At 69.8% G+C, this 18,436-nt stretch carries 18 protein-coding genes and 1 tRNA gene; 9 read left to right on the top strand and 10 right to left on the bottom strand.

The genetic code is table 11. The annotated features are described in order from the left end of the window. Entirely contained in the window at positions 1-528 is a 528-nt protein-coding gene (locus tag VNR19_RS00570) for an FHA domain-containing protein FhaB/FipA (protein ID WP_325722852.1), read from the bottom strand. After that, positions 525-1,271 (bottom strand): FHA domain-containing protein, encoded by a 747-nt coding sequence (locus VNR19_RS00565; RefSeq protein ID WP_325722850.1) that lies wholly within the window; start codon positions 1,269-1,271, stop codon positions 525-527. The genes VNR19_RS00570 and VNR19_RS00565 overlap by 4 nt, the downstream gene beginning before the upstream one ends. Positions 1,272-1,459: 188 nt before the next feature. Between VNR19_RS00565 and VNR19_RS00560 the strand changes: the two genes are divergently transcribed. Next, a tRNA-Leu gene (locus VNR19_RS00560) sits at positions 1,460-1,543 on the top strand. 162 nt (positions 1,544-1,705) lie between these two features. Here VNR19_RS00560 and VNR19_RS00555 read toward each other — a convergent pair. After that, complete coding sequence (locus VNR19_RS00555) at positions 1,706-2,197, bottom strand: GNAT family N-acetyltransferase (RefSeq protein ID WP_325722848.1); 492 nt, start codon at positions 2,195-2,197, stop codon at positions 1,706-1,708. 41 nt (positions 2,198-2,238) lie between these two features. Continuing rightward, positions 2,239-2,877 (bottom strand): GntR family transcriptional regulator, encoded by a 639-nt coding sequence (locus VNR19_RS00550; protein WP_325722846.1) that lies wholly within the window; start codon positions 2,875-2,877, stop codon positions 2,239-2,241. Positions 2,878-3,214: 337 nt separating this feature from the next. On the opposite strand from VNR19_RS00550, the gene VNR19_RS00545 reads away from it, so the two are divergent. Further along, positions 3,215-3,421, top strand: coding sequence for a cold-shock protein (locus tag VNR19_RS00545; RefSeq protein ID WP_179487317.1), 207 nt, complete (start codon positions 3,215-3,217; stop codon positions 3,419-3,421). Positions 3,422-3,516: 95 nt separating this feature from the next. Here VNR19_RS00545 and VNR19_RS00540 read toward each other — a convergent pair whose 3' ends face one another. From VNR19_RS00540 to VNR19_RS00515, 6 genes are all read right to left on the bottom strand, one after another. Further along, complete coding sequence (locus tag VNR19_RS00540; RefSeq protein ID WP_325722843.1) at positions 3,517-5,589, bottom strand: bifunctional lysylphosphatidylglycerol flippase/synthetase MprF; 2,073 nt, start codon at positions 5,587-5,589, stop codon at positions 3,517-3,519. A gap of 60 nt (positions 5,590-5,649) precedes the next feature. Then, entirely contained in the window at positions 5,650-6,915 is a 1,266-nt protein-coding gene (locus VNR19_RS00535) for a hypothetical protein (protein ID WP_325722841.1), read from the bottom strand. After that, a complete protein-coding gene (locus VNR19_RS00530; protein WP_325722839.1) occupies positions 6,908-7,591 on the bottom strand; it encodes an HAD hydrolase-like protein in 684 nt (227 codons plus the stop codon). The genes VNR19_RS00535 and VNR19_RS00530 overlap by 8 nt, the downstream gene beginning before the upstream one ends. 126 nt (positions 7,592-7,717) lie before the next feature. Further along, complete coding sequence (gene nucS, locus VNR19_RS00525) at positions 7,718-8,413, bottom strand: endonuclease NucS (protein WP_325722837.1); 696 nt, start codon at positions 8,411-8,413, stop codon at positions 7,718-7,720. A gap of 48 nt (positions 8,414-8,461) precedes the next feature. After that, positions 8,462-9,199 carry a dienelactone hydrolase family protein gene (locus VNR19_RS00520; RefSeq protein ID WP_325722835.1) on the bottom strand — a complete coding sequence of 246 codons (738 nt, stop codon included), beginning with the start codon at positions 9,197-9,199 and terminating at the stop codon, positions 8,462-8,464. Between the two features lie 152 nt (positions 9,200-9,351). Then, the gene (locus tag VNR19_RS00515; RefSeq protein ID WP_325722833.1) at positions 9,352-10,581 is read right to left on the bottom strand and encodes an MFS transporter; all 1,230 of its coding nucleotides are present in this window, start codon (positions 10,579-10,581) and stop codon (positions 9,352-9,354) included. Positions 10,582-10,642: 61 nt separating this feature from the next. Here VNR19_RS00515 and VNR19_RS00510 point away from each other — a divergent pair, with 61 nt between their 5' ends. The 7 genes from VNR19_RS00510 to mnhG all read left to right on the top strand — a co-directional run bounded on the left by VNR19_RS00510 (position 10,643) and on the right by mnhG (position 18,108). Further along, positions 10,643-11,707, top strand: a complete 1,065-nt coding sequence (locus VNR19_RS00510) for a LacI family DNA-binding transcriptional regulator (protein ID WP_325722831.1) — start codon at positions 10,643-10,645, stop codon at positions 11,705-11,707. 127 nt (positions 11,708-11,834) lie between these two features. Beyond that, positions 11,835-14,762, top strand: coding sequence for a Na+/H+ antiporter subunit A (locus VNR19_RS00505; protein ID WP_325722829.1), 2,928 nt, complete (start codon positions 11,835-11,837; stop codon positions 14,760-14,762). Beyond that, entirely contained in the window at positions 14,759-15,301 is a 543-nt protein-coding gene (locus VNR19_RS00500; protein WP_325722827.1) for a Na(+)/H(+) antiporter subunit C, read from the top strand. The genes VNR19_RS00505 and VNR19_RS00500 overlap by 4 nt, the downstream gene beginning before the upstream one ends. Further along, positions 15,298-16,854 (top strand): Na+/H+ antiporter subunit D, encoded by a 1,557-nt coding sequence (locus VNR19_RS00495; RefSeq protein ID WP_325722825.1) that lies wholly within the window; start codon positions 15,298-15,300, stop codon positions 16,852-16,854. Before VNR19_RS00500 ends, VNR19_RS00495 begins: the two co-directional genes overlap by 4 nt. Continuing rightward, positions 16,851-17,444: a Na+/H+ antiporter subunit E gene (locus VNR19_RS00490; protein ID WP_414684104.1), complete on the top strand. Its 594-nt coding sequence runs from the start codon at positions 16,851-16,853 to the stop codon at positions 17,442-17,444. The genes VNR19_RS00495 and VNR19_RS00490 overlap by 4 nt, the downstream gene beginning before the upstream one ends. Beyond that, positions 17,441-17,710: an MrpF/PhaF family protein gene (locus VNR19_RS00485; RefSeq protein WP_325722824.1), complete on the top strand. Its 270-nt coding sequence runs from the start codon at positions 17,441-17,443 to the stop codon at positions 17,708-17,710. Before VNR19_RS00490 ends, VNR19_RS00485 begins: the two co-directional genes overlap by 4 nt. Before the next feature lie 35 nt (positions 17,711-17,745). After that, positions 17,746-18,108, top strand: coding sequence for a monovalent cation/H(+) antiporter subunit G (mnhG, locus tag VNR19_RS00480; RefSeq protein ID WP_325722907.1), 363 nt, complete (start codon positions 17,746-17,748; stop codon positions 18,106-18,108). Positions 18,109-18,436: the final 328 nt, after the last annotated feature.

The following is an 18,436-nucleotide window of genomic DNA, read 5'->3' as shown; positions in this document are numbered from 1 at the left end:
CTACTTCCGCAGCTCGAAGGTCGTCGCTCCGACCTTGATCGGAGCGCCCACGAGAACCGGCACGGGCGTCGCGACGCGCGTTCCGTCGTGCCACGTGCCGTTGGTCGAGTCGAGGTCCTGGATCATCCACTGGTCGCCCCACAGCACGAGCCGCGCGTGGTGGCTCGAGGTGTAGTCGTCGCGGATGACGAGCCCCGACTCGCTCGATCGGCCGATGGTCAGCGGCTCGTTGCCGAGCGGAAGCTCGAGCCCCGCCTTCGGGCCGCTCGTGATGACGATGCGCGACACGTTGGATGTGGTGGCGGGAACCTTCGGACCCGACGACGGCTTCGGGGAGGCGGACGCGGCCGGGCGGGTCGAGTTCGCATCGGCGCGAGGAGCCGGTGCGGCCGCGGGCGCGGGCTCGGGCATCCGTCTCACCTTGACGCCGAAGAGATCGGCACGCAGCGAGTACACGACCGCGAACACGAAGAACCACAGCAGCAGCAGGAACCCGATGCGCAGCAGCAGGAGGGTCAGCTCGCTCATACCTGGGGGCCTCCGTCGGGCAGTCCGAAGGCGCGCGTGCGGTCATCGGGCAGCGGCGGACGCGGAGGCGCCGTGGGCGACGCCTGCGCGATCACGCGGAAGACGATGTCGGTGCGACCGATGCGGATCGTCGAGTCGGGCGGCAGCGCGGCCTCGGTCACCTTGCGGCCGTTGAGCTGCGTGCCGTTCGTCGAGTTCATGTCGCGGACCATCGCACGCTCGCCGTCCCACAGGATCTCGACGTGCTTGCGGCTCGTGCCGGCGTCGGAGATCGTGATGTCGGCGTCGCTGCCGCGGCCGATCACGGTGCGGGCCTTGACGAGCGGATGCCGCTTGCCCTCGACCTCGACGACACCGCGCCACGACACACGGCCCTGTGCGGTCGACGAGTCCACGCGGAGCGTGCCGGTCGAGAGCTCTTCGTCGCGCACGAGCGAGATCGTCACGGGACCGGCGAAGGAGTAGCCCTGCGACTTCGCGTGCTTCTGGACGATCCCGTCGAGCTCTTCCTCGAGCGCGGGGCCGAACCCGCGCATGTGGTCGTCGTCGGTCGGCGAGAGCCTCACCGTGAACGAGTTCGGGGCGAGGATTCTGTCGCGGCTCACGACCGCGGCCTTCTTGTCGAGCTCGCTCCGCAGCGCGGATGCGATCTCGACGGGTTGGATGCCGCTGCGGAAGGTCTTCGCGAACGCGCTGTTCACGGCGCGCTCGAGACCCTTCTCGAAGCTGTCAAGTAGTCCCACACGTCTCCTCAGGCAGGCGACCGGTGGGTACATGCTAGTTGCCCCGGCTGAATTGACCATTGAAGCCCTGTGGAATGGGGAGAACGTTCCCACGACATCGCCTGGGGAGGAGTCGCCCCCATTCGGCCCGCGCGGCACTGCGTGATATCCTCGGGAAGTTGAGTTCGCGGCATCCGTTGCGGCGACTCGCGCGAGTGGCGGAATAGGCAGACGCGCTGGCTTCAGGTGCCAGTGCCCGAAAGGGCGTGGGGGTTCAACTCCCCCCTCGCGCACAGCAAACGTGAAGGCCCCCGAAACCGGGGGCCTTCACCTTTTCCGCTGAAACCCAGCGTTCTCACGCCCCGAAGTGCCGTCGAGATTGCGCGAACGACGGCCGAAGGCGCCGATGCAGAGCGATTCGCGCAATCTCGGCCGCCCGCGACCGGAAATGCCCGTCAGACCCCGTCGACCGCTGGCATCAGCGCGAACACGATCTCCTCGGTCTCGCGCCCGAGCCCCGGAGCGTACGCGGTGTTGCGCGAGACCTCCGCGAAGCCCGCCTTGCGCAGCACCGCGATCGAGCCGTGGTTGTGGGCGGCGACGCGCGCGAAGAGCGGGCGGATCGGCTCGCGCGAGATCAGCTGCCGCAGCGCTTCGGTCGCGATGCCACGGCCCCACGCGAGGCGCGGGAGCCAGAAGCTGACCTCGCGCTGACCCTCGATCGTGAACGCGGAGATCGAGCCGGCGAATCCGCTGTTCTCGGTGATGACGAACACCGAGGTGTCGGGCGACGACATGTTCCGGTTCATCCACGAGTCGAACGCATCGCGATCGTCGGGGTCGGCTGCCGTGAAGGCCGCCAACGCGACGGCCTCGGGATCGCGCATCATCTCGAAGATCGCATCGAGGTCGTCGTCGCGCACTTCGCGCAGTTCGATATGGCCCACGCTCTACAAGATAGGCGAGGGGCCGCCCAGGGCGAGAGTCTCTAAGCGAGCAGATGCAGGCGCCGCAGCACGAGCTCGGCTGCCGCGCCGTCACGCGCCGCGATCGCGTCGCGGAATTCCCTGTACAGGGCGGTGCGTGTCGGCTCGTCGGCAATGGGTGGGCGCCAGCCGACGAGGTTGCGGCGCAGCGCGAACTCCGCCTCGCGAAGGACGCGGATGAAGGCGGGGTTGCCGGTCGCGTGCGTGAGAGCCGGGAAGAAATGGGCGCTCGCGGCGAGGATGCGCGCGGGGTCGCCGCTGTGCGACGCCTCGACGAGGTCGTCGGCCTGCGCCACCAGGCTCTCCAGCGTTCCGTCGTCGCAGCGCGGGAGCGCGAGCAGCGCGGCGTTGCCCATCAGGAGCGTGACGAACTCCTGCGTGTACCGCTGCGATGCGGCGCTCGGCGTCGAGACGCGCGTGTACCGGTTGGGTGAGACCTCGACGAGCCCGATCACCTCGAGTCGCTGGAGAGCCTCCCGCACGGGGGTTCGCGACACGCCGAGTCGCTGGGCGAGCTCGTGGTCGCGCAACCGCTCACCGGGAGCGAGGCGGCCTTCGAGGATCGCCTCACCGAGCACCGAGTACACCTCATCTCCGAGGGCGGTGCCGCTGTTCTGGCGAGGATCGGGGGACGCGGGCATGCCGCGACCAGTGTAGACGGGTGCCATAACCCGCGGTCGAGTTTTCCACAGACCCATTCCGAACTCGCAGTTACGCCGATATATCGGTAGAGTGACGCTGTCACGCGTGGGCGTGGCCTATCCGGGGGGATCCGTCGACGCCCGGGCCTTGAGTTCGCTCGGCCCGGGCGTACGATGGGCCCGCTTGCGCCGGCGGGGCATCCGTTCCTCCCCCGCTCGCCCGCTCTTGCAACGTTTGTGTCACCATCCGTCACGCACCTCCCACGCACCCCTGCCGATCGATAGCGTGGGCATCGGACCCGTGCAGGAGGCGCGGGCAAGCAAAGAACGGCATTTCATGAGCACGCAGGGCACCGTCAAGTGGTTCAACTCCGAGAAGGGATTCGGCTTCATCGCGCCCGACGAAGGAGGAGCCGACGTCTTCGCGCACTACAGCGCGATCCAGGCGAGCGGCTACCGCTCTCTCGAAGAGAACCAGCGCGTCGAGTTCGAGATCGCACAGGGGCCCAAGGGTCTCCAGGCAGAGAACATCCGTCCGATCTGAGTGACGGGCCGGCGTGCGGCATCCGATTCCTTGTGAGCGGATGCCGCCGCCTTCGCCGTGCGCATCGCGCGGCATCCGGCGGCAGGGGTCGCGGCTCAGTCGCGTCCGCCGCGGACGAGCTCCATGCCCGCGCCGGCGAACTGACGCAGCGTCGCGTCGGGCAGGAAGGCCCGAGTGAGACCCGCGCCGATGCGGGTGAGGTCGCTCTCGTCGCGGAACAGCAGATACATCGTCTCGTACCGCGGGTGGAACTTCTGCTTGAAGCGGTGGAGCGACCGGAAGCCGTAGACCGGCTCCAGCATTTCGGCGAGCTTGTCGCTCAGTGTCGCCAGCATCCCCGCGTCGGGCGGATAGTCATGGGCGAGCGGCGCGCCCGACAGCGACATGATCTCGGCGCCCTCGTCTGAGAAGACGCGGGCCGATGACCCGATCAGGAACTCCATCACGGGGCCGAAGCCGCCCTCGCGGCGGCGCATGAGGTCGAGCGTCCACCCGCGCACGACCCCGCCCTCGCCGTAGACCGGCAACCACGACAGGAATCCATCGACGTCGCCGTGCGGCGAGATCGCCAGCGCGAGTCGCACCTCGGGGTCCTCGGCCTCGACGAGCGTCCCGAGTGTGAACCCCATCTCGGGCAGCCCCTTGTCGCCCACCCACATCTCCGAGATCGCACGCAGCTGCGCCTGGATGCCCCATGGCTCGTCGGCGAGCCGCGTCATCCGGAACGTCATCTCCTCGCGTCCCGCGCGGTTGAGCGACGATCGCACGGAGTTCCACCGTTTGCCCGTGAACTCGAGTCCCGGCAGGTCGACGATCGTGTCGTCCGCGACGACGAGGCTGCGCCACGTCGGGGGCACCGCATCGCGCGTCGCCGCGTCGGCGCTGAAGAAGCAGGGCACGAGACCCGCCGACTCCGCCATGCGGATGAACTCCTGCACGGACTCCGCCCGGGTGTCGGCGGGTCCGAGCGGATCGGCCAGCGCGAGGGCGACACCCGCGCGGCGCTGGTACGCGACGATGCCGTGGGTCGTGCGGGCATAGGAGTTGCCCTCCCACGTCGTCATCCACGAGAGGGTTCCGCCGCCGTGCGCGCGAAGCAGTTCCTTGACGTCTTCGACGTCGGGGGCCGGCTGATGCCCCAGCTCGGAGCGGCGCCGGGCGCGGAAGGCGTGTCGGACGGCGATGAGATAGGCGAGCAGGAGCAGCCACATGATGCCGGCGGCGAGGGCCAGCTCGGTCTCGCCGTCGATCACGACCTCGACCTGCGCCTCGCTCGACAGCACGATCGCCACCGCGACGAGCGCCGCGATCGCGATGTTGATGCCCGCGAGGATGATCGACAGGACCCACGCCCAGCGTCGTCCGCGCCGGAGGCCGTTCGCGACGATCAGGATCACGAGGCCGTCGAACGCGGCGTCGAGGAAGCCGCCGCTCACCGGAGCGGTCGGACCGAACGGTCCGTTGGTGGGAACCAGGACGACGATGACCTGGATCGCCCCGAGCACGAGCATCGAGACGAACGCTATGAGCCGCTGTTCGCGCATCGTCGTGCGCCGCACCCGCAGCGAGCGGTCGACCGCAAGGACGAGGAGCACGGCGAGCAGGTGCTCGACGTCGGCGAGCTCGCCCCAGAAGAGCATCGCGATGAACACGAACGCGAGGAGCACCAGCCACGCCCGCACACGCCACGGCTGAACGAAGAGGCCGACGGCCGCCGCGATGCACGCCATCGTCCCGCCGGAGGGCCCGACGTCGAGCGACGCCGCCTCGGTCTGCGCCCACTCCCACGGCAGGAACGCGAGCAGCCAGAGCACGAGCGCACTGGCGAACACCGCGAAGAGCTGACCGATCCAGAAGTAGCCGAGCGCCGAGCGCCATCCGCGCCGCCACTCGAGATACGCCATGCCGGCGAAGCTCGAGATCGTGAACACGTAGACCCATGGCTGGTTGACGAAGAAGGTGCCCGTGATCGGCGTCCACCATCGTCCGGCGTCGAGCGCGGGCAGTCCGTATGCGACGACCTCCCATGCCGGGCTGTCTTCGAACGGCGACCAGAGTCCCGCGCTCACGATCCCGACGACGATGATCGCTGCGACGAGCGACAGCGTCGCCGGCAGTCGGGAAAGCACCGTGACCAGGCGACTCGGACGGGGCGAGGCATCCGTCATGCCCCTCATTATGGTGAGACCCGTCGCGTGCTCGGGAGACCCCGCTCGCGTCGGAGTGTCTTACGAGCGACTCAGACGTGCGTAATCGGCGAGCGCCTTGGCGTCTTCGGCGTCGCGCATCGCGCGGCGCGCGGCGTCGAGAGCCTCGACCGGATCGTGCGACTGACGCGCCGCGGCGAGCTCCCGCTGCGCCGACAGAAGTCGCGATCGAGCGTCGGCTCCGGCGTGGGCGTGTGCGATCGCGGCCTCGGCCTGGGCGATCGCTCCGCGTGCGGCGGCGAGCGTGCCGGGGAGCGCGGTGCGCGCGCCGCGCAGGCGCTGTTGGGCGGTGCGGGCGTCGCCGAGCGCGAGGTCGAGCCGGTCGCGCAGCCGCGCGATCGCGTCGATCGTGCGGGTGGGGCGGCGTGCGGCATCCGGTTCGAGCTTCGTCAGCTCCTCCTCGATCGCCCTCAACTCCCGACCGAGTCGTTCGGCGTCGGGCGGCTCGAGGTTGTCGCGCGTGACGAAGGCGAGCCGCAGCGCGGACCGCGCCGACGCGAACTCGCCGGCGAGGGCCTGCGCGGCCTGCGTCACGAGACGGTGGTTCTCCTCGAGGATTCGCGACTCGGTCTCGGCAGTGCGCAGCGCACGCTCGGCCCGAGCGAGATCGGGAAGCGCCGAACGGGTCGGGTCTGCGGCGTGCTCGGATGCCTCCGCGAGCAGCCCCTCGGCCTGTTCGACCGCTGCGATCGCCGCGCGCGCGGCTCGCGCCGCCTCGCGCCACTCGTCTTGGGCGAAGCGGTCGGACAGCTCCGCGACGAGCGCGGCGGGGTCGCCCATCGACGCGCGCAGCGCCTCGAGGCGGGACTGTGCGCTCGCGACCTGCGACGCCGCGGTCACATTCGCGGCCATCCACGCGCGGTGGTCGGTGCGGGCGCGCTCGATGCCCGCCATCGCCTCGTCTGCCCGGCGCTCGATGCGCGACGACACACGACGGATGTCGACGGGCGAGGCATCCGGCTTCGAGATCTCCTGGAACTCCTCGAACGACTCGTCGCGCACGTGCTGGGCGGTCAGACGCGCTCGCCGCAGCGACGTCGGGGCGTCGCCCCCGTACAGGGCGCCCGAAAGGCCCACTTCGACGTCGAGCTCGCTCACCGCGTCGTCGAGCCGGACCAATGCCGCACCCGCGCGGGCGCGCACCTCTTCGGCCGCGGCTCGAGCCTGCGGCGAACGGCGGGCACGACGGATGCCCCACACCAGCGCCGCGACGCCGATCGCCGTGACTCCGAACACGACGAGTGCCGGGACGAGCCACCCCAGCAGAGCCGCGACGATCTCACCCATCGGCATCAGCCACCAGCAGGAGGTCGCGCAACTCGGCGACCGTGTCGACCGTGGCCTGCGCGCCCTCGGACTCGTGCGGCCAGCTGAATCCCCAGCGCACGAACACGACGGGGATGTCGTGCTCGGCCGCACCGTCGATGTCGTGGTGCCGGTCGCCGACGAGCACCGCGCGGCTCGTGTCGACGCCGAGCTTCTCGAGCCGCCGCAGCGCTTCGCCGATGACGTCGGACTTCGAGCTCAGGGTGCGCTCGTCATCGCTCGCACCCACGATCGTCGCGAAGTGCGGCGCGAGACCGAAGTGCTCCATGAGCGCCACGACCTGCCGCTCGGGCTTGGAGCTCGCGGTCGCCTGCGTCACACCGTTCGCCGCCAGCTCGCCGATGAGCTCTCCGATGCCGTCGATGAGCCGAGCGCCGGCGGTGTACCCCTCGGACGCGCCGAGTGTGCGGTAGAACGTGACGGCTTCGGATGCCTCAGCCGGCGTCATCCCGACGTTCACCTGGAACGAGTCGTACATGGGCGGGCCGATCCAGTGCACGAGCTCCGCGCGGGTCGGGGTCGGCTTGCCGAAGTGCGTGAGCGTGACCGTGAGCCGGCGCAGAATGCCCTCGGATGCGTCGACGATCGTGCCGTCGACATCCCACAGCACACAGGTCCAGCGAGGTCGGGTCGGCATGCCCCCAGCCTAGGCGTCAGCGGCGGATGCACGGCTTCCCGTCTACAGCACGGGTCGCGTGCGTCGGCACGTCGTGCACTCGACGCGAAGTCGTGCACTCGGCCCCCGGGGTGCGAGATGCGAGACTCAGAAGAGCCGCGGCGCCCCCGACTCGATCCCCTTCATGCCCTCGTAGTCGAGGGTCACGCACCGGATGCCGCGGTCGGTCGCGAGCACCTTCGCCTGCGGCTTGATCTCCTGCGCTGCGAACACGCCCTTCACGGGAGCGAGATGCGGATCGCGTCCGAGCAGTTCGAGATAGCGCGTGAGCTGCTCGACGCCGTCGATGTCTCCGCGGCGCTTCACCTCGACGGCGATCGTGCCGCCGGCGGGATCGCGCAACAGCAGGTCGACCGGGCCGATCGCGGTCGGGAACTCTCGCCGCACGAGCGTGAGCCCCTCGCCGATCACATCGACCTGCTCGGCGAGCAGCCGCTGCAGATCGGCTTCGACGCCGTCCTTGACCAGACCCGGGTCGACTCCGAGGTCGTGCGACGAGTCGTGCACGAGCTCGTGGATGCGCACGAGCAGTGCGTCGCCCGTCTTCGCGTGGGTCACGCGCCACTGCTCGATGACGCCTTCGGCGGCGGATGCCGCATCCGGCTCTTCGACCGTCAGTGTGCAGGGCGGAGACATCCAGTTCAGGGGCTTGTACGAGCCGCCGTCGGAGTGGACGAGCAGGCTTCCGTCGCCCTTGTGCACGAGCAGGCGCGTCGCGAGCGGGAGGTGTGCCGTGAGGCGTCCGGTGTAGTCGACCGAGCAGCGGGCGATGACGAGACGCACGCGACGAGCCTACCCGCGTCCGGCGACGTCGGATCCGTCCCGCCCGAGTCAGCAGGCCCTGACGAGGTGCCGCGCGAAGAAGCCGCTCGCGTCTTCCCCCGCGTGGCGTGGGACTCCGGTGTGGCCCCCCATGTTGGCGATGAGCTGCTTCTCCGTCGACCCGAAAGCGTCGAACAGGTCCAGCGCGAGCTGCCGGTCGTTGCCTTCGTCGTCCCACTGCAGCAGGACGTGCAGCGGGATCGTGACCCGCCGCGCCTCCTCGATGATCGAGCGCGGCACATAGCTGCCCGCGAAGAGCACGGCAGCGGCGATGCGCGGGTCGACGAGCGCCAGCCGCACGCCCATCGCGACGACCCCGCCCGACAACCCGACGGGGCCGCCGAATCCGGGCAGCTCGAGGAGCGCGTCGAGCGTGGCCTGCCACTCCGGAACCGCCTGCTCGACGAGCGGGAGGACGAGGCGGTCGATGACCTCCTCGCTCGGTCGCCCGCCGGCCGCGATCGCCCGTTGCAGGTCGGCGCGAGCTCGCGTGGCCGAGGCCGACGCGGGGCGATCGCCGGCGCCGGGGAGCTCGATGGCGACCGAGGCGAAGCCCTGTGCTGCGGCGGCTTCGGCGCGCGCGGCGAGCCGCGGCAGCATCCGGTTCAGTCCGCCGGGATGACCGAGGAGGATGAGGGGAACAGGTGAGGACGCGCGGGCGGGAGCCCACAGGACGCCCGGGATCTCGCCCAGGACGAACTCGCGTTCGATGAGGTCGCCGTTGCGGCGATCAGAGGTGAAGTGCACGGTCGTGCCTTTCGGGAGTGCTCAAGAGGCGGCGCTCCCGGACGACCTATCGCCCGACCGTGGCTCCTGCGAGGAGCACCCACGTCGATTCGTTCACGGGTACCACCTCCTCACGCTGCTGCACGGCTCAGAGAACGGTAGCAGAAGCAGGTTCAGTGGTGCCCCGCACCGACCTTCGAACCGGGCAGCGGCTTCGCCGCGGGAGACGCGAGACCGGATGCCACGATGAGCGCCACGATGATGTAGAGCGTGTTCAGCAGCCCGATCTGCTCGCTGATGAAGCCCAGCGCGGGAGGACCCGCGAGGAACGCGACGTAGCCGATCGTGGCCGCGGCGCTCACGCGCGCGGCTGCCTTCGCAGGGTCGTCCGCCGCGGCGGACATGCCGAGCGGGAAGCCCAGCGACACCCCCGCACCCCACAGCGCCGCCCCCGCGAACATGAGCGGGATCGACGGCGCGAGGATGAACAGCAGCAGTCCGACCGTGGCGGTGACGGCGAGCACACGCAGCGTCGCGACGCGGCCGAATCGGTCGACGAGCGGTCCGCCGAACACGCGGACCACGGTCATGCACACCGAGAACACCGCGAGAGCGGCCGCCCCCAGCGCCTCGTCGGCGCCGTGGCCCTCGACGACTCCGAGCGCGAGCCAGTCGTTCGCCCCGCCTTCGGCGAACGCCATGCCCAGCATGACCACTCCGAGCGCGTAGGTGCGCGGCTCCTTCCACGCCGACAGCGCGAGGCGCAGCCGCTCGCGCCACCCGGCCTTCTCGGCGCGGGTCTCGGGGTCCATCGTGGCTTCGCGCGACGGGACGTTCGCGATGCTCACGATCGCGACGACGACGATGAGCGCCGCGACGATCGCGAGGTGTGCGAGCACGTTGGCACCCCACGCGATCGCGAGCACGCCGAGGCCCGCGCCGATCACGGTGCCGAAGCTGAAGAACGCGTGGAACAGCGGCAGGATCGTCTTGCCGACGTGCTTCTCGATCGCCGCCCCCTCGACGTTCATCATGACGTCGAGGCATCCGTTGCCGAATCCCCACAGGACGAGGCCGATCACCACCACCGGCGCGGAGTGCAGCGCATCGGAGCCGACCCCGATGGTCGCGACGCCCACGGCGAAGACGATCATCATCACGAGCATTCCGCGCCGGGCTCCCCAGCGGGCGAGCACGACGGAGCTCACCGAGAGGCCCACGATCGACGCGACGCCGCCGATGAAGAGCATGAGGCCGAGCTGCGTGCGGTCGACGCCGACCGCGTCTTTGATCGCCGGCACACGCGCCGCCCAGGTGGCGATGCTCAGACCGCTCGCGAGGAAGATCGCGAAGATCGCGGTGCGCCAGCGGACGAGCTGCGATCGGGTGAGCGTCGACTCCATGCGTGGAGTCTACCGAATCGATTCGATCCGGATGCACCGGGCGGAGTACGATCGACGGAAGATGAGTACGCGCCGGGCAACGATCGCCGACGTCGCGCGCGAGGCAGGTGTCTCGCCGTCGACGGCCTCGGTCGTGTTCAGCGGCAAAACCCCCGTGTCGGATGCGACGCGCAAGCGGGTGCTGGCCGCCGCATCCGCCCTCGGCTACACCGGACCCGACCCGCGGGCCGCGTCCCTGCGCCTCGGACGCTCCGGCATCGTCGGCGTGGTTTTCGAGGAGCACCTCGGCACCGCCTTCCTCGACCCCGTCAAGACCCTCATGATGGACGGCCTCGCCGACGCGGTCGCGCCGATCGGCGCGGGGCTCCTCCTGCTGCGCGATCGCGATTCGTGGAGCAAGGACGGCGCGGCGCCGTCGCTCACAACGGCACCCCTCGACGCCGCGGTGCTCATCGGATGCAGCGGGCTGCTGCGCGAGTCGCTCGACGTCGTGCGCGCGCGCGGCATCCCGGTGGTCGTCGTCGAGGGCGACGCCGGTGAGGGCATCCCCCGCATCGAGCTCGACAACCGGGAGGCCCAGCGCCAGGCGGCGAGCCATCTGCGGATGCTCGGCCACACGCGCGTCGCGACCGTGACTCTCTCGCCCCGGGCGGGCGCGGCGCGCGGATGGCTCACGCCCGACGACGAGAACGACATCACGATCGAGGTCACGCGCGACCGGCTGGCGGGGGTGCGGGACGTGTATCCGGATGCCCCGGCCTTCGCCGCCGCGGGCAGCTTCATCGATGAGGGCCTGGCCGCGGGCCGCGAGCTGTTCGCCGATCCGTCGGCGCGGCCGACGGCGGTCATCGCGCAGAGCGACCTGCTCGCCGCGGGCGTGATCCGGGCGGCGGAGGAGGCGGGGCTCCGCATTCCGGAGGACGTGAGCGTCACAGGGTTCGACGGGATCGTCGTCGACGGGCTCGCTCCGTACGAGCTCACGACCCTCGTGCAGCCCGCGACGGACAAAGGGCGCGCGGCGGGAGCGGCCGTCGCCGCCATGATCCGTGGTGAACTCGCCGCGTCGATCCGGTTCACGTGCGAGTTCCGCGAGGGCAACACCACGGGGCCGGCGCCGGGCGGCTGAATTCGGCTTCCATCTCTCCTCCCCCAGTCATCGGGTGTTCCGACGCCCCAGTAGAATGTTCGAGACACCCCGACCGCCCCGCGCAGCTGTTCCCCGTCGCGCCGCGTTGTCTCACGAGGAGGCCTAGATGCTGGCCTTCCTCGCGGCGTTCGCACTTCTCCCCCTCGCGATGCCGTGGCTGGTCGCACGCATCGGCGCCCGGGCGTTCTTCGTGTCGGCGATCGTGCCGGCGGCCGCGTTCGTGCACGCGGTCGTCCTGACGCCTTCGGTCATGGCGGGCGACATTCCGTTCGAGGCATATCGCTGGATCCGGCCCCTCGGCATCGAGCTCTCGATGCGGATGGACACGCTCGGCTGGGTCATGGCGCTCGTCGTGACCGGCGTCGGCGCGCTCGTGATGCTCTACTGCCGCTGGTACTTCCGCGACAAGACCGAGAACCTCGGGCAGTTCTCCGCCGTGCTCCTCGCGTTCGCCGGCGCGATGTACGGGCTCGTGCTCACCGACGACCTCGTCGTGCTCGTGATGTTCTGGGAGGTCACGAGCGTCCTGTCCTACCTGCTCATCGGCTACTACCACCGACGCGCCGCGAGCCGACGCGCGGCCCTGCAGGCGCTCCTCGTGACGACGCTCGGCGGTCTGGTCATGCTGATCGGCGTCGTCCTCCTCGTCGTCGACTCCGGCACGTCGAGCCTCTCGACGATCCTCGCCGAAGCGCCGACCGGTCCCGTGGTCGATGCGGCGCTCGTGCTCATCCTCGTCGGCGCGCTGAGCAAGTCCGCGATCTTCCCGTTCCACTTCTGGCTGCCCGGCGCCATGGCTGCGCCCACCCCGGTGAGCGCCTACCTGCACGCCGCCGCCATGGTGAAGGCGGGCATCTACCTCATCGCGCGCTTCGCCCCGGTGTTCGCGATCTCCCCGGTGTGGCGTCCGGTCGTCATCTCGCTCGGCATCTTCACGATGCTGCTCGGCGGCATCCAGGCCCTTCGCGAAGCCGACCTCAAGCGCATCCTGGCATTCGGCACCGTGAGCCAGCTCGGTCTGCTCACGGTGGTGCTCGGCTACGGCATCCGTGATGTCGCGCTCGCCGGTCTCGCTCTCCTCATCGCACACGCGCTGTTCAAATCGGCGCTGTTCCTCGTCGTCGGTGTGATCGACCGCCAGCTGTCGACCCGTGACATCGGCGAGCTCAGCGGCGTCGGGCGCCAGGCGCCCGTCATGGCGACCTTCTCGTTCCTGGCGATCGCGTCGATGGCGGGCATCATCCCGACGATCGGCTTCGTCGCGAAAGAAGGCGCACTCGCGTCGCTGCTCTACGAGGCCGAGAACGGCGCAGTGTGGGGTCTCGTCGCGGTCACCGGCATCGCCCTCGGCTCCGCCCTGACCGCCGCCTACGGCATCCGCTTCCTGTGGGGCGCGTTCTGGACCAAGAAAGACGCCGCGGGCACGCCTCTCCCCAAGACCGAGTGGCCCGACCCGCCGATCGGGTTCCTCGCCGCGCCGGTCGTGCTGTCGTCGCTCGGGGTCATCGCCGGACTCGCCGTCACGTTCGTCGACGAAGTGCTCGCGCCGTACGCCGACACGGCCCCCGAGTCGTCGACGGGGATCGCGGTGCCGGAGCATCCGGCCCACCTCGCGCTGTGGCACGGACTCGAGCCCGCGCTCTGGATCTCGATCGCGACTCTCGTCGTCGGCGCGGGGATCTTCTGGCTCACGGTCGCGACCGGATGGACGAAGCGGATGCTGCCGTTCACCGCCCCCGACGTGTACAACATCGTCCTGCGGGCGATCGCGCGCGCGTCGGTGGTCACGACGAGCCTCACGCAACGCGGTTCGCTGCCTGTCTACGTCGGCACCATCTTCGTCGTGTTCATCGCGGCCGAAGGCACCGCGCTCTTCGCCGGGCAGGAGTGGCGGGCGGCGCTCGACGCGTACCAGACGCCGGTTCAGCTCGCGGTCGCGCCGGTCATGATCACGGCGGGGCTCATCGCGGTGCGCGCGCGCAAGCGCTACACGGGAGTCGTGCTCGTCTCCGTGACGGGCATGGGCATGGTCGTGCTGTTCGCGACGAGCGGTGCACCCGACCTCGCGCTCACGCAGATCCTCGTCGAGACGGTGACGCTCGTCGCCTTCGCGCTCGTGCTGCGGCGACTTCCCTCGCGGCTCGGCGAGCACAACGCCTCGGTCGCGCCGATCGCGCGCGCGGTGCTCGGAGCGATGGTCGGCGCCATGATGGCGGTCGTCGCCGTCATGGCGACCGCGTCACGGGTGGCGGAGCCGATCTCCGAGGCGTTCCCCGAGCTCGCGTACGAGCTGGGTCACGGGCGCAACGTCGTCAACGTCGCACTCGTGGACCTGCGCGGCTGGGACACCATGGGCGAGCTGTCGGTGCTGATCCTCGCGGCGACGGGCGTCGCCTCGCTCGTGTTCGTCACGCATCGCGCCGACACCCTCTCGTTCACCGCACCCCTGCCGAAGGTGGCGGCGCGCTCGTTCCGTCCGCTCGTCGAGACCTCCGACGGCCTCCGGCAGCGCGGCGACGTGCGCGGCAGCGGCCGCATGGCGTGGCTCGTCGGCGGGCAGCGCGTGAGACCCGAGAATCGCTCTCTCATGCTCGAGGTCATCGTGCGGATCCTCTTCCACACGATCATCGTCGTGTCGCTGTACGTGCTGTTCGCGGGGCACAATCTCCCCGGTGGCGGGTTCGCAGGCGGGCTCGTCGCGGGCATGGCCCTCGTCATGAGGTACGTCGCGGGCGGACGCTACGAGCTGGGTGCCGCGGCACCCACCGACGCCGGCCGGCTCCTCGGCGCGGGAATGACGATCGCGGTCGCGTGCGCGATCGTGCCGGTCTTCTTCGGCGCGGCGCCGCTCACGAGCGCGTTCTTCGAGATCGAGCTGCCCGTGCTCGGGCACCTCGAGTTCGTCACGTCGACGATCTTCGACATCGGCGTCTACCTCGTGGTCATCGGGCTCGTGCTCGACGTGCTGCGCAGCCTCGGCGCGGAAGTCGACCGGCAGGCCGCCGAGACCCGCTCGACGGAGGTCGCCGCATGAGCGTCTCGTTCGTCCTGATCATCATCATGGCGGTGCTGTTCGCGTGCGGCGTCTACGCGATGCTCGAGCGGAGCCTCACGCGAGTCCTGATCGGCTTCCTCCTGCTCGGCAACGCGACCAACCTGCTGCTGCTCATCGTCGCCGGTCAGCCGGGGATCGCCCCGTTCTTCGGGTCGGGCTCCACCGATGAGATGACCGACCCGCTTCCGCAGGCGCTCACCCTGACGGCCATCGTCATCACCTTCGCGGTCTCGGCGTTCCTCCTCGCGCTGATCTACCGCTCGTGGCAGCTCGGCCAGGCCGACACCGTCGAGGACGATGCCGAAGACGTCGCCGTGCGCGGACGCGGTGCCGAAGAGGCGATGGACGAGGAGACCGAGATCGAAGACACCGACGACGACGCGACGACCGACTTCGTCGGGGTCGAGACCTCGCCGATCGTCGTGCTGCAGAGCCGCGACGTGTCCGGCATCCGCGACGACGCGCCCGTCGACAAGCCCGCCAAGCCGAATTCGCCGAAGGAAGGTGATGACGAGTGAGCGGCCTCGTTCCCCTGCTCGTCACGCTTCCGCTTCTGGGCGCGGCGACGACGCTCATCGCCGGCCGTCACCGCCGCACGCAGGTCGTCGTCTCGATCGTGACGCTCACCTTCGTATGCGCGATCGCCGCCGTGCTGCTGTACGCGGTCGACGCGGGCAACCAGCCGATCGCCGTGTCGGTGGGCGGCTGGCCGATCCCGTTCGGCATCGTGCTCTACGTCGACCGGCTCGCCGCGCTGCTGGTCGTCGTGTCGAGCATCGTGCTGCTCGCGGTCCTCCTCTTCTCGGTCGGCCAGGGCGCCGCCGACGGCGACGACGAGACTCCGGTCTCGATCTTCCACCCGTCCTACCTGATCCTTTCGGCGGGCATCTTCAACGCGTTCATCGCGGGTGACCTCTTCAACCTCTACGTCGGGTTCGAGATCCTGCTGGTCGCGTCATACGTGCTCATCACGCTCGGGGGCACCGAGTCCCGCATCCGCACCGGCGTCGTCTACATCGTCGTCTCGCTCGTCTCGTCGGTGCTGTTCCTCGCGGCCATCGCGATGATCTACGGCGCGCTCGGCACGGTGAACATGGTGCAGCTCTCGCAGCGGATCGGCGAGCTTCCACAAGAGACGCAGCTCGTGTTGCACCTCATGCTGCTGCTGGCGTTCAGCATCAAAGCGGCGGTGTTCCCGCTGTCGTTCTGGTTGCCCGACTCGTACCCGACCGCGCCCGCGCCGGTGACCGCGGTGTTCGCGGGCTTGCTGACGAAGGTCGGCGTCTACGCGATCATCCGCACCGAGACGCAGCTCTTCCTCTACAACGACGTCAACACCGTGCTGCTGATCGCCGCGCTTCTCACGATGATCGTCGGCGTGCTCGGCGCCGTCGCGCAGGCGGAGTTGAAACGGATCCTGTCGTTCACGCTCGTGAGCCATATCGGCTACATGATCTTCGGGCTCGCGATAGCGACACCGGATGCGATCGGCGCGACGATCTATTACATGGTCCACCACATCGTGGTGCAGACGACGCTGTTCCTCGCGGTCGGACTCATCGAGCGCCGTGCGGGCAGCACGTCGATCCTGCGCGTGAAGGGCCTCATGCGCGCGGCGCCCGTGATCGCGGTGCTCTACTTCATCCCGGCGATCAACCTCGGCGGCCTCCCTCCATTCTCGGGATTCATCGGCAAGTTCGCCCTGTTCGACGCCGCTGTCGAGGTGGGGACGCCGCTCATGATGGTGCTCATCGTCGCGGGCATCGTCACGAGCCTGCTCACGCTGTACGCGCTCATGCGCGCGTGGAACCTCTCGTTCTGGCGCGAAGAGGACGACTCGGCCGAGACCGAAGCCCGCATCGAGTACCTCGGCTCGGCACCGGCCGCCGGCATCCAGACCGAGCGCCGCGTGATCCCCCGCATCATGACCGCGGCGACCGCGGGCATGGTCGCCGCGACGGTCGCTCTCACGGTGTTCGCCGGTCCCCTGTACGACGTGTGCGCGCGCATCGGCGCGGCTCTGCTCGAACCCATCTCGCTCGTTCAAGTGGAGGAGGAGGCGCAGCCATGACGACGATGCCGGATGCCGCGACTCCCGCCCGCGGGAAGGCGCTGCTGCTTCAGGTGTGGCGGCAGCTGCCGTTCTTCCTGTGGCTCATCGCGCTGTGGATGCTGCTGTGGGGTCAGATCACGGTCGTCTCGTTCACGACCGGGCTCATCGCGGCGCTCTTCGTCACGCGCGTGTTCCGACTGCCGCCCGTCGAGCTGTCCGGACGCGTGAACCTCTGGTACGGCCTCGTGTTCGTCGCCACCTTCCTCGCGGCGGTCGTGCGCGGCGCCCTGTCGGTCTCGTGGCTCGTGATCGACCCGAGGCGCCAGCCCGGAACGGCGATCATCGCGGTTCCGATGCGCACCGACGACGACCTGATCATGACCCACACGGGCGTCACCGCGTCGCTCATCCCCGGATCGCTCGTCGTGGAGGCCGACCGCGATCGGCGGATCCTGTACTTGCACGTGATCGGTGTCCGGACGAAGGCCGACGTCGACGCTCAGCGCGCCGGTGTTCAGCGCTGGGAGGAGCGGATCGTGCGCGCAGTCGGCTCCCGGGCGCAGTTCGAGAAGCTGCGCGCCAACCCGACGGAGGCGAAACCCGCATGAGCGTTCTCCTGATCGTCATCTACGTCGTGTTCGCCGTCGCGGCGCTCCTCACACTGTGGCGCATCGTCGTCGGCCCGTCGATCCTCGACCGGGCCGTCGCATCCGACGTCCTTCTCACTGAGTTGATGTGCGTGCTCGGCGCCGAGATGGCCATCAACCACCACACGCGCACTCTGCCGGTGCTGCTCATGATCGCGGCGGTGGGCGTGTTCGGGTCGATCTCGATCGCGCGGTTCGTCGCGAGAAGGGACACGACCGAACAATGAACGCCGTGCTCACCTCCGCATCCGTCGACGCGACGATGGCACCGGATGCCTGGATCGACCTCGTCGCGATCGTCCTGATCCTCGGCGGCGCGCTCCTGTGCCTCACGGCCGCCATCGGCGTCCTCCGGTTCCGAGATGTCGCGACGCGCCTGCACGCCGCGACGAAGCCCCAGGTGCTCGGGCTCATCCTCATCTGCCTCGCGATCGCGCTGTCGCTGCGCTCGTGGGAGACGGTCGCCTTCCTCGTGCCGGTCGTCCTCATGCAGCTCGCGACCGCGCCGCTGTCGGCGCACATGGTCGGCCGTCAGGCGTACCGCAACCGCTCGCTCGACGAGCGCTCGCTCCTCGTCGACGAGCTCGCCGAGTCCCGGCAGACACCCCCCGCCGCGGGCGGCTGACCCGGCGTCGCGCTTGCGCGCCCGGGGCCCGGTCGCGGTCGGGGCGCCGCGGTCGCGCCGGGTCGCCGGGTCGCGCCGGGTCGCGCTCGGTCGCCGGGTCGCGCTCGGTCGCCGGGTCGCGCGAACTGCGCGCGTACGCCGCATCCGGCGGTGATTCGCGCAATCTCGGCGGGCGGCCGCGCCTGCCCGGTCAAGTCTCGTCTGGTGGTGTAACTGCGGTTGTTCCTGATGGGTGGGTCAGGCGGTGAGCAGGAGCTCGGGGCGGGGCTGCTCGGTGTGGTCGTGGAGGGTGTGGACGAGCTTGCGCATGGAGATGTCGGAGAAGTAG

The organism is Microbacterium sp., assembly GCF_035556355.1.
In the GTDB taxonomy this organism is placed as follows: domain Bacteria; phylum Actinomycetota; class Actinomycetes; order Actinomycetales; family Microbacteriaceae; genus Microbacterium.
This window is presented reverse-complemented; position numbering and strand designations above follow the sequence as displayed.

What these genes read in the sequence shown, in the direction of transcription:
- VNR19_RS00570 (WP_325722852.1), bottom strand. Translation starts at nt 528, where the DNA reads ATGAGCGAGCTGACCCTCCTGCTGCTGCGCATCGGGTTCCTGCTGCTG.
- VNR19_RS00550 (WP_325722846.1), bottom strand. Translation starts at nt 2,877, where the DNA reads ATGCCCGCGTCCCCCGATCCTCGCCAGAACAGCGGCACCGCCCTCGGA.
- VNR19_RS00545 (WP_179487317.1), top strand. Translation starts at nt 3,215, where the DNA reads ATGAGCACGCAGGGCACCGTCAAGTGGTTCAACTCCGAGAAGGGATTC.
- VNR19_RS00540 (WP_325722843.1), bottom strand. Translation starts at nt 5,589, where the DNA reads ATGACGGATGCCTCGCCCCGTCCGAGTCGCCTGGTCACGGTGCTTTCC.
- VNR19_RS00535 (WP_325722841.1), bottom strand. Translation starts at nt 6,915, where the DNA reads ATGGGTGAGATCGTCGCGGCTCTGCTGGGGTGGCTCGTCCCGGCACTC.
- VNR19_RS00530 (WP_325722839.1), bottom strand. Translation starts at nt 7,591, where the DNA reads ATGCCGACCCGACCTCGCTGGACCTGTGTGCTGTGGGATGTCGACGGC.
- VNR19_RS00515 (WP_325722833.1), bottom strand. Translation starts at nt 10,581, where the DNA reads ATGGAGTCGACGCTCACCCGATCGCAGCTCGTCCGCTGGCGCACCGCG.
- VNR19_RS00510 (WP_325722831.1), top strand. Translation starts at nt 10,643, where the DNA reads ATGAGTACGCGCCGGGCAACGATCGCCGACGTCGCGCGCGAGGCAGGT.
- VNR19_RS00505 (WP_325722829.1), top strand. Translation starts at nt 11,835, where the DNA reads ATGCTGGCCTTCCTCGCGGCGTTCGCACTTCTCCCCCTCGCGATGCCG.
- VNR19_RS00500 (WP_325722827.1), top strand. Translation starts at nt 14,759, where the DNA reads ATGAGCGTCTCGTTCGTCCTGATCATCATCATGGCGGTGCTGTTCGCG.
- VNR19_RS00490 (WP_414684104.1), top strand. Translation starts at nt 16,851, where the DNA reads ATGACGACGATGCCGGATGCCGCGACTCCCGCCCGCGGGAAGGCGCTG.
- VNR19_RS00485 (WP_325722824.1), top strand. Translation starts at nt 17,441, where the DNA reads ATGAGCGTTCTCCTGATCGTCATCTACGTCGTGTTCGCCGTCGCGGCG.
- mnhG (WP_325722907.1), top strand. Translation starts at nt 17,746, where the DNA reads ATGGCACCGGATGCCTGGATCGACCTCGTCGCGATCGTCCTGATCCTC.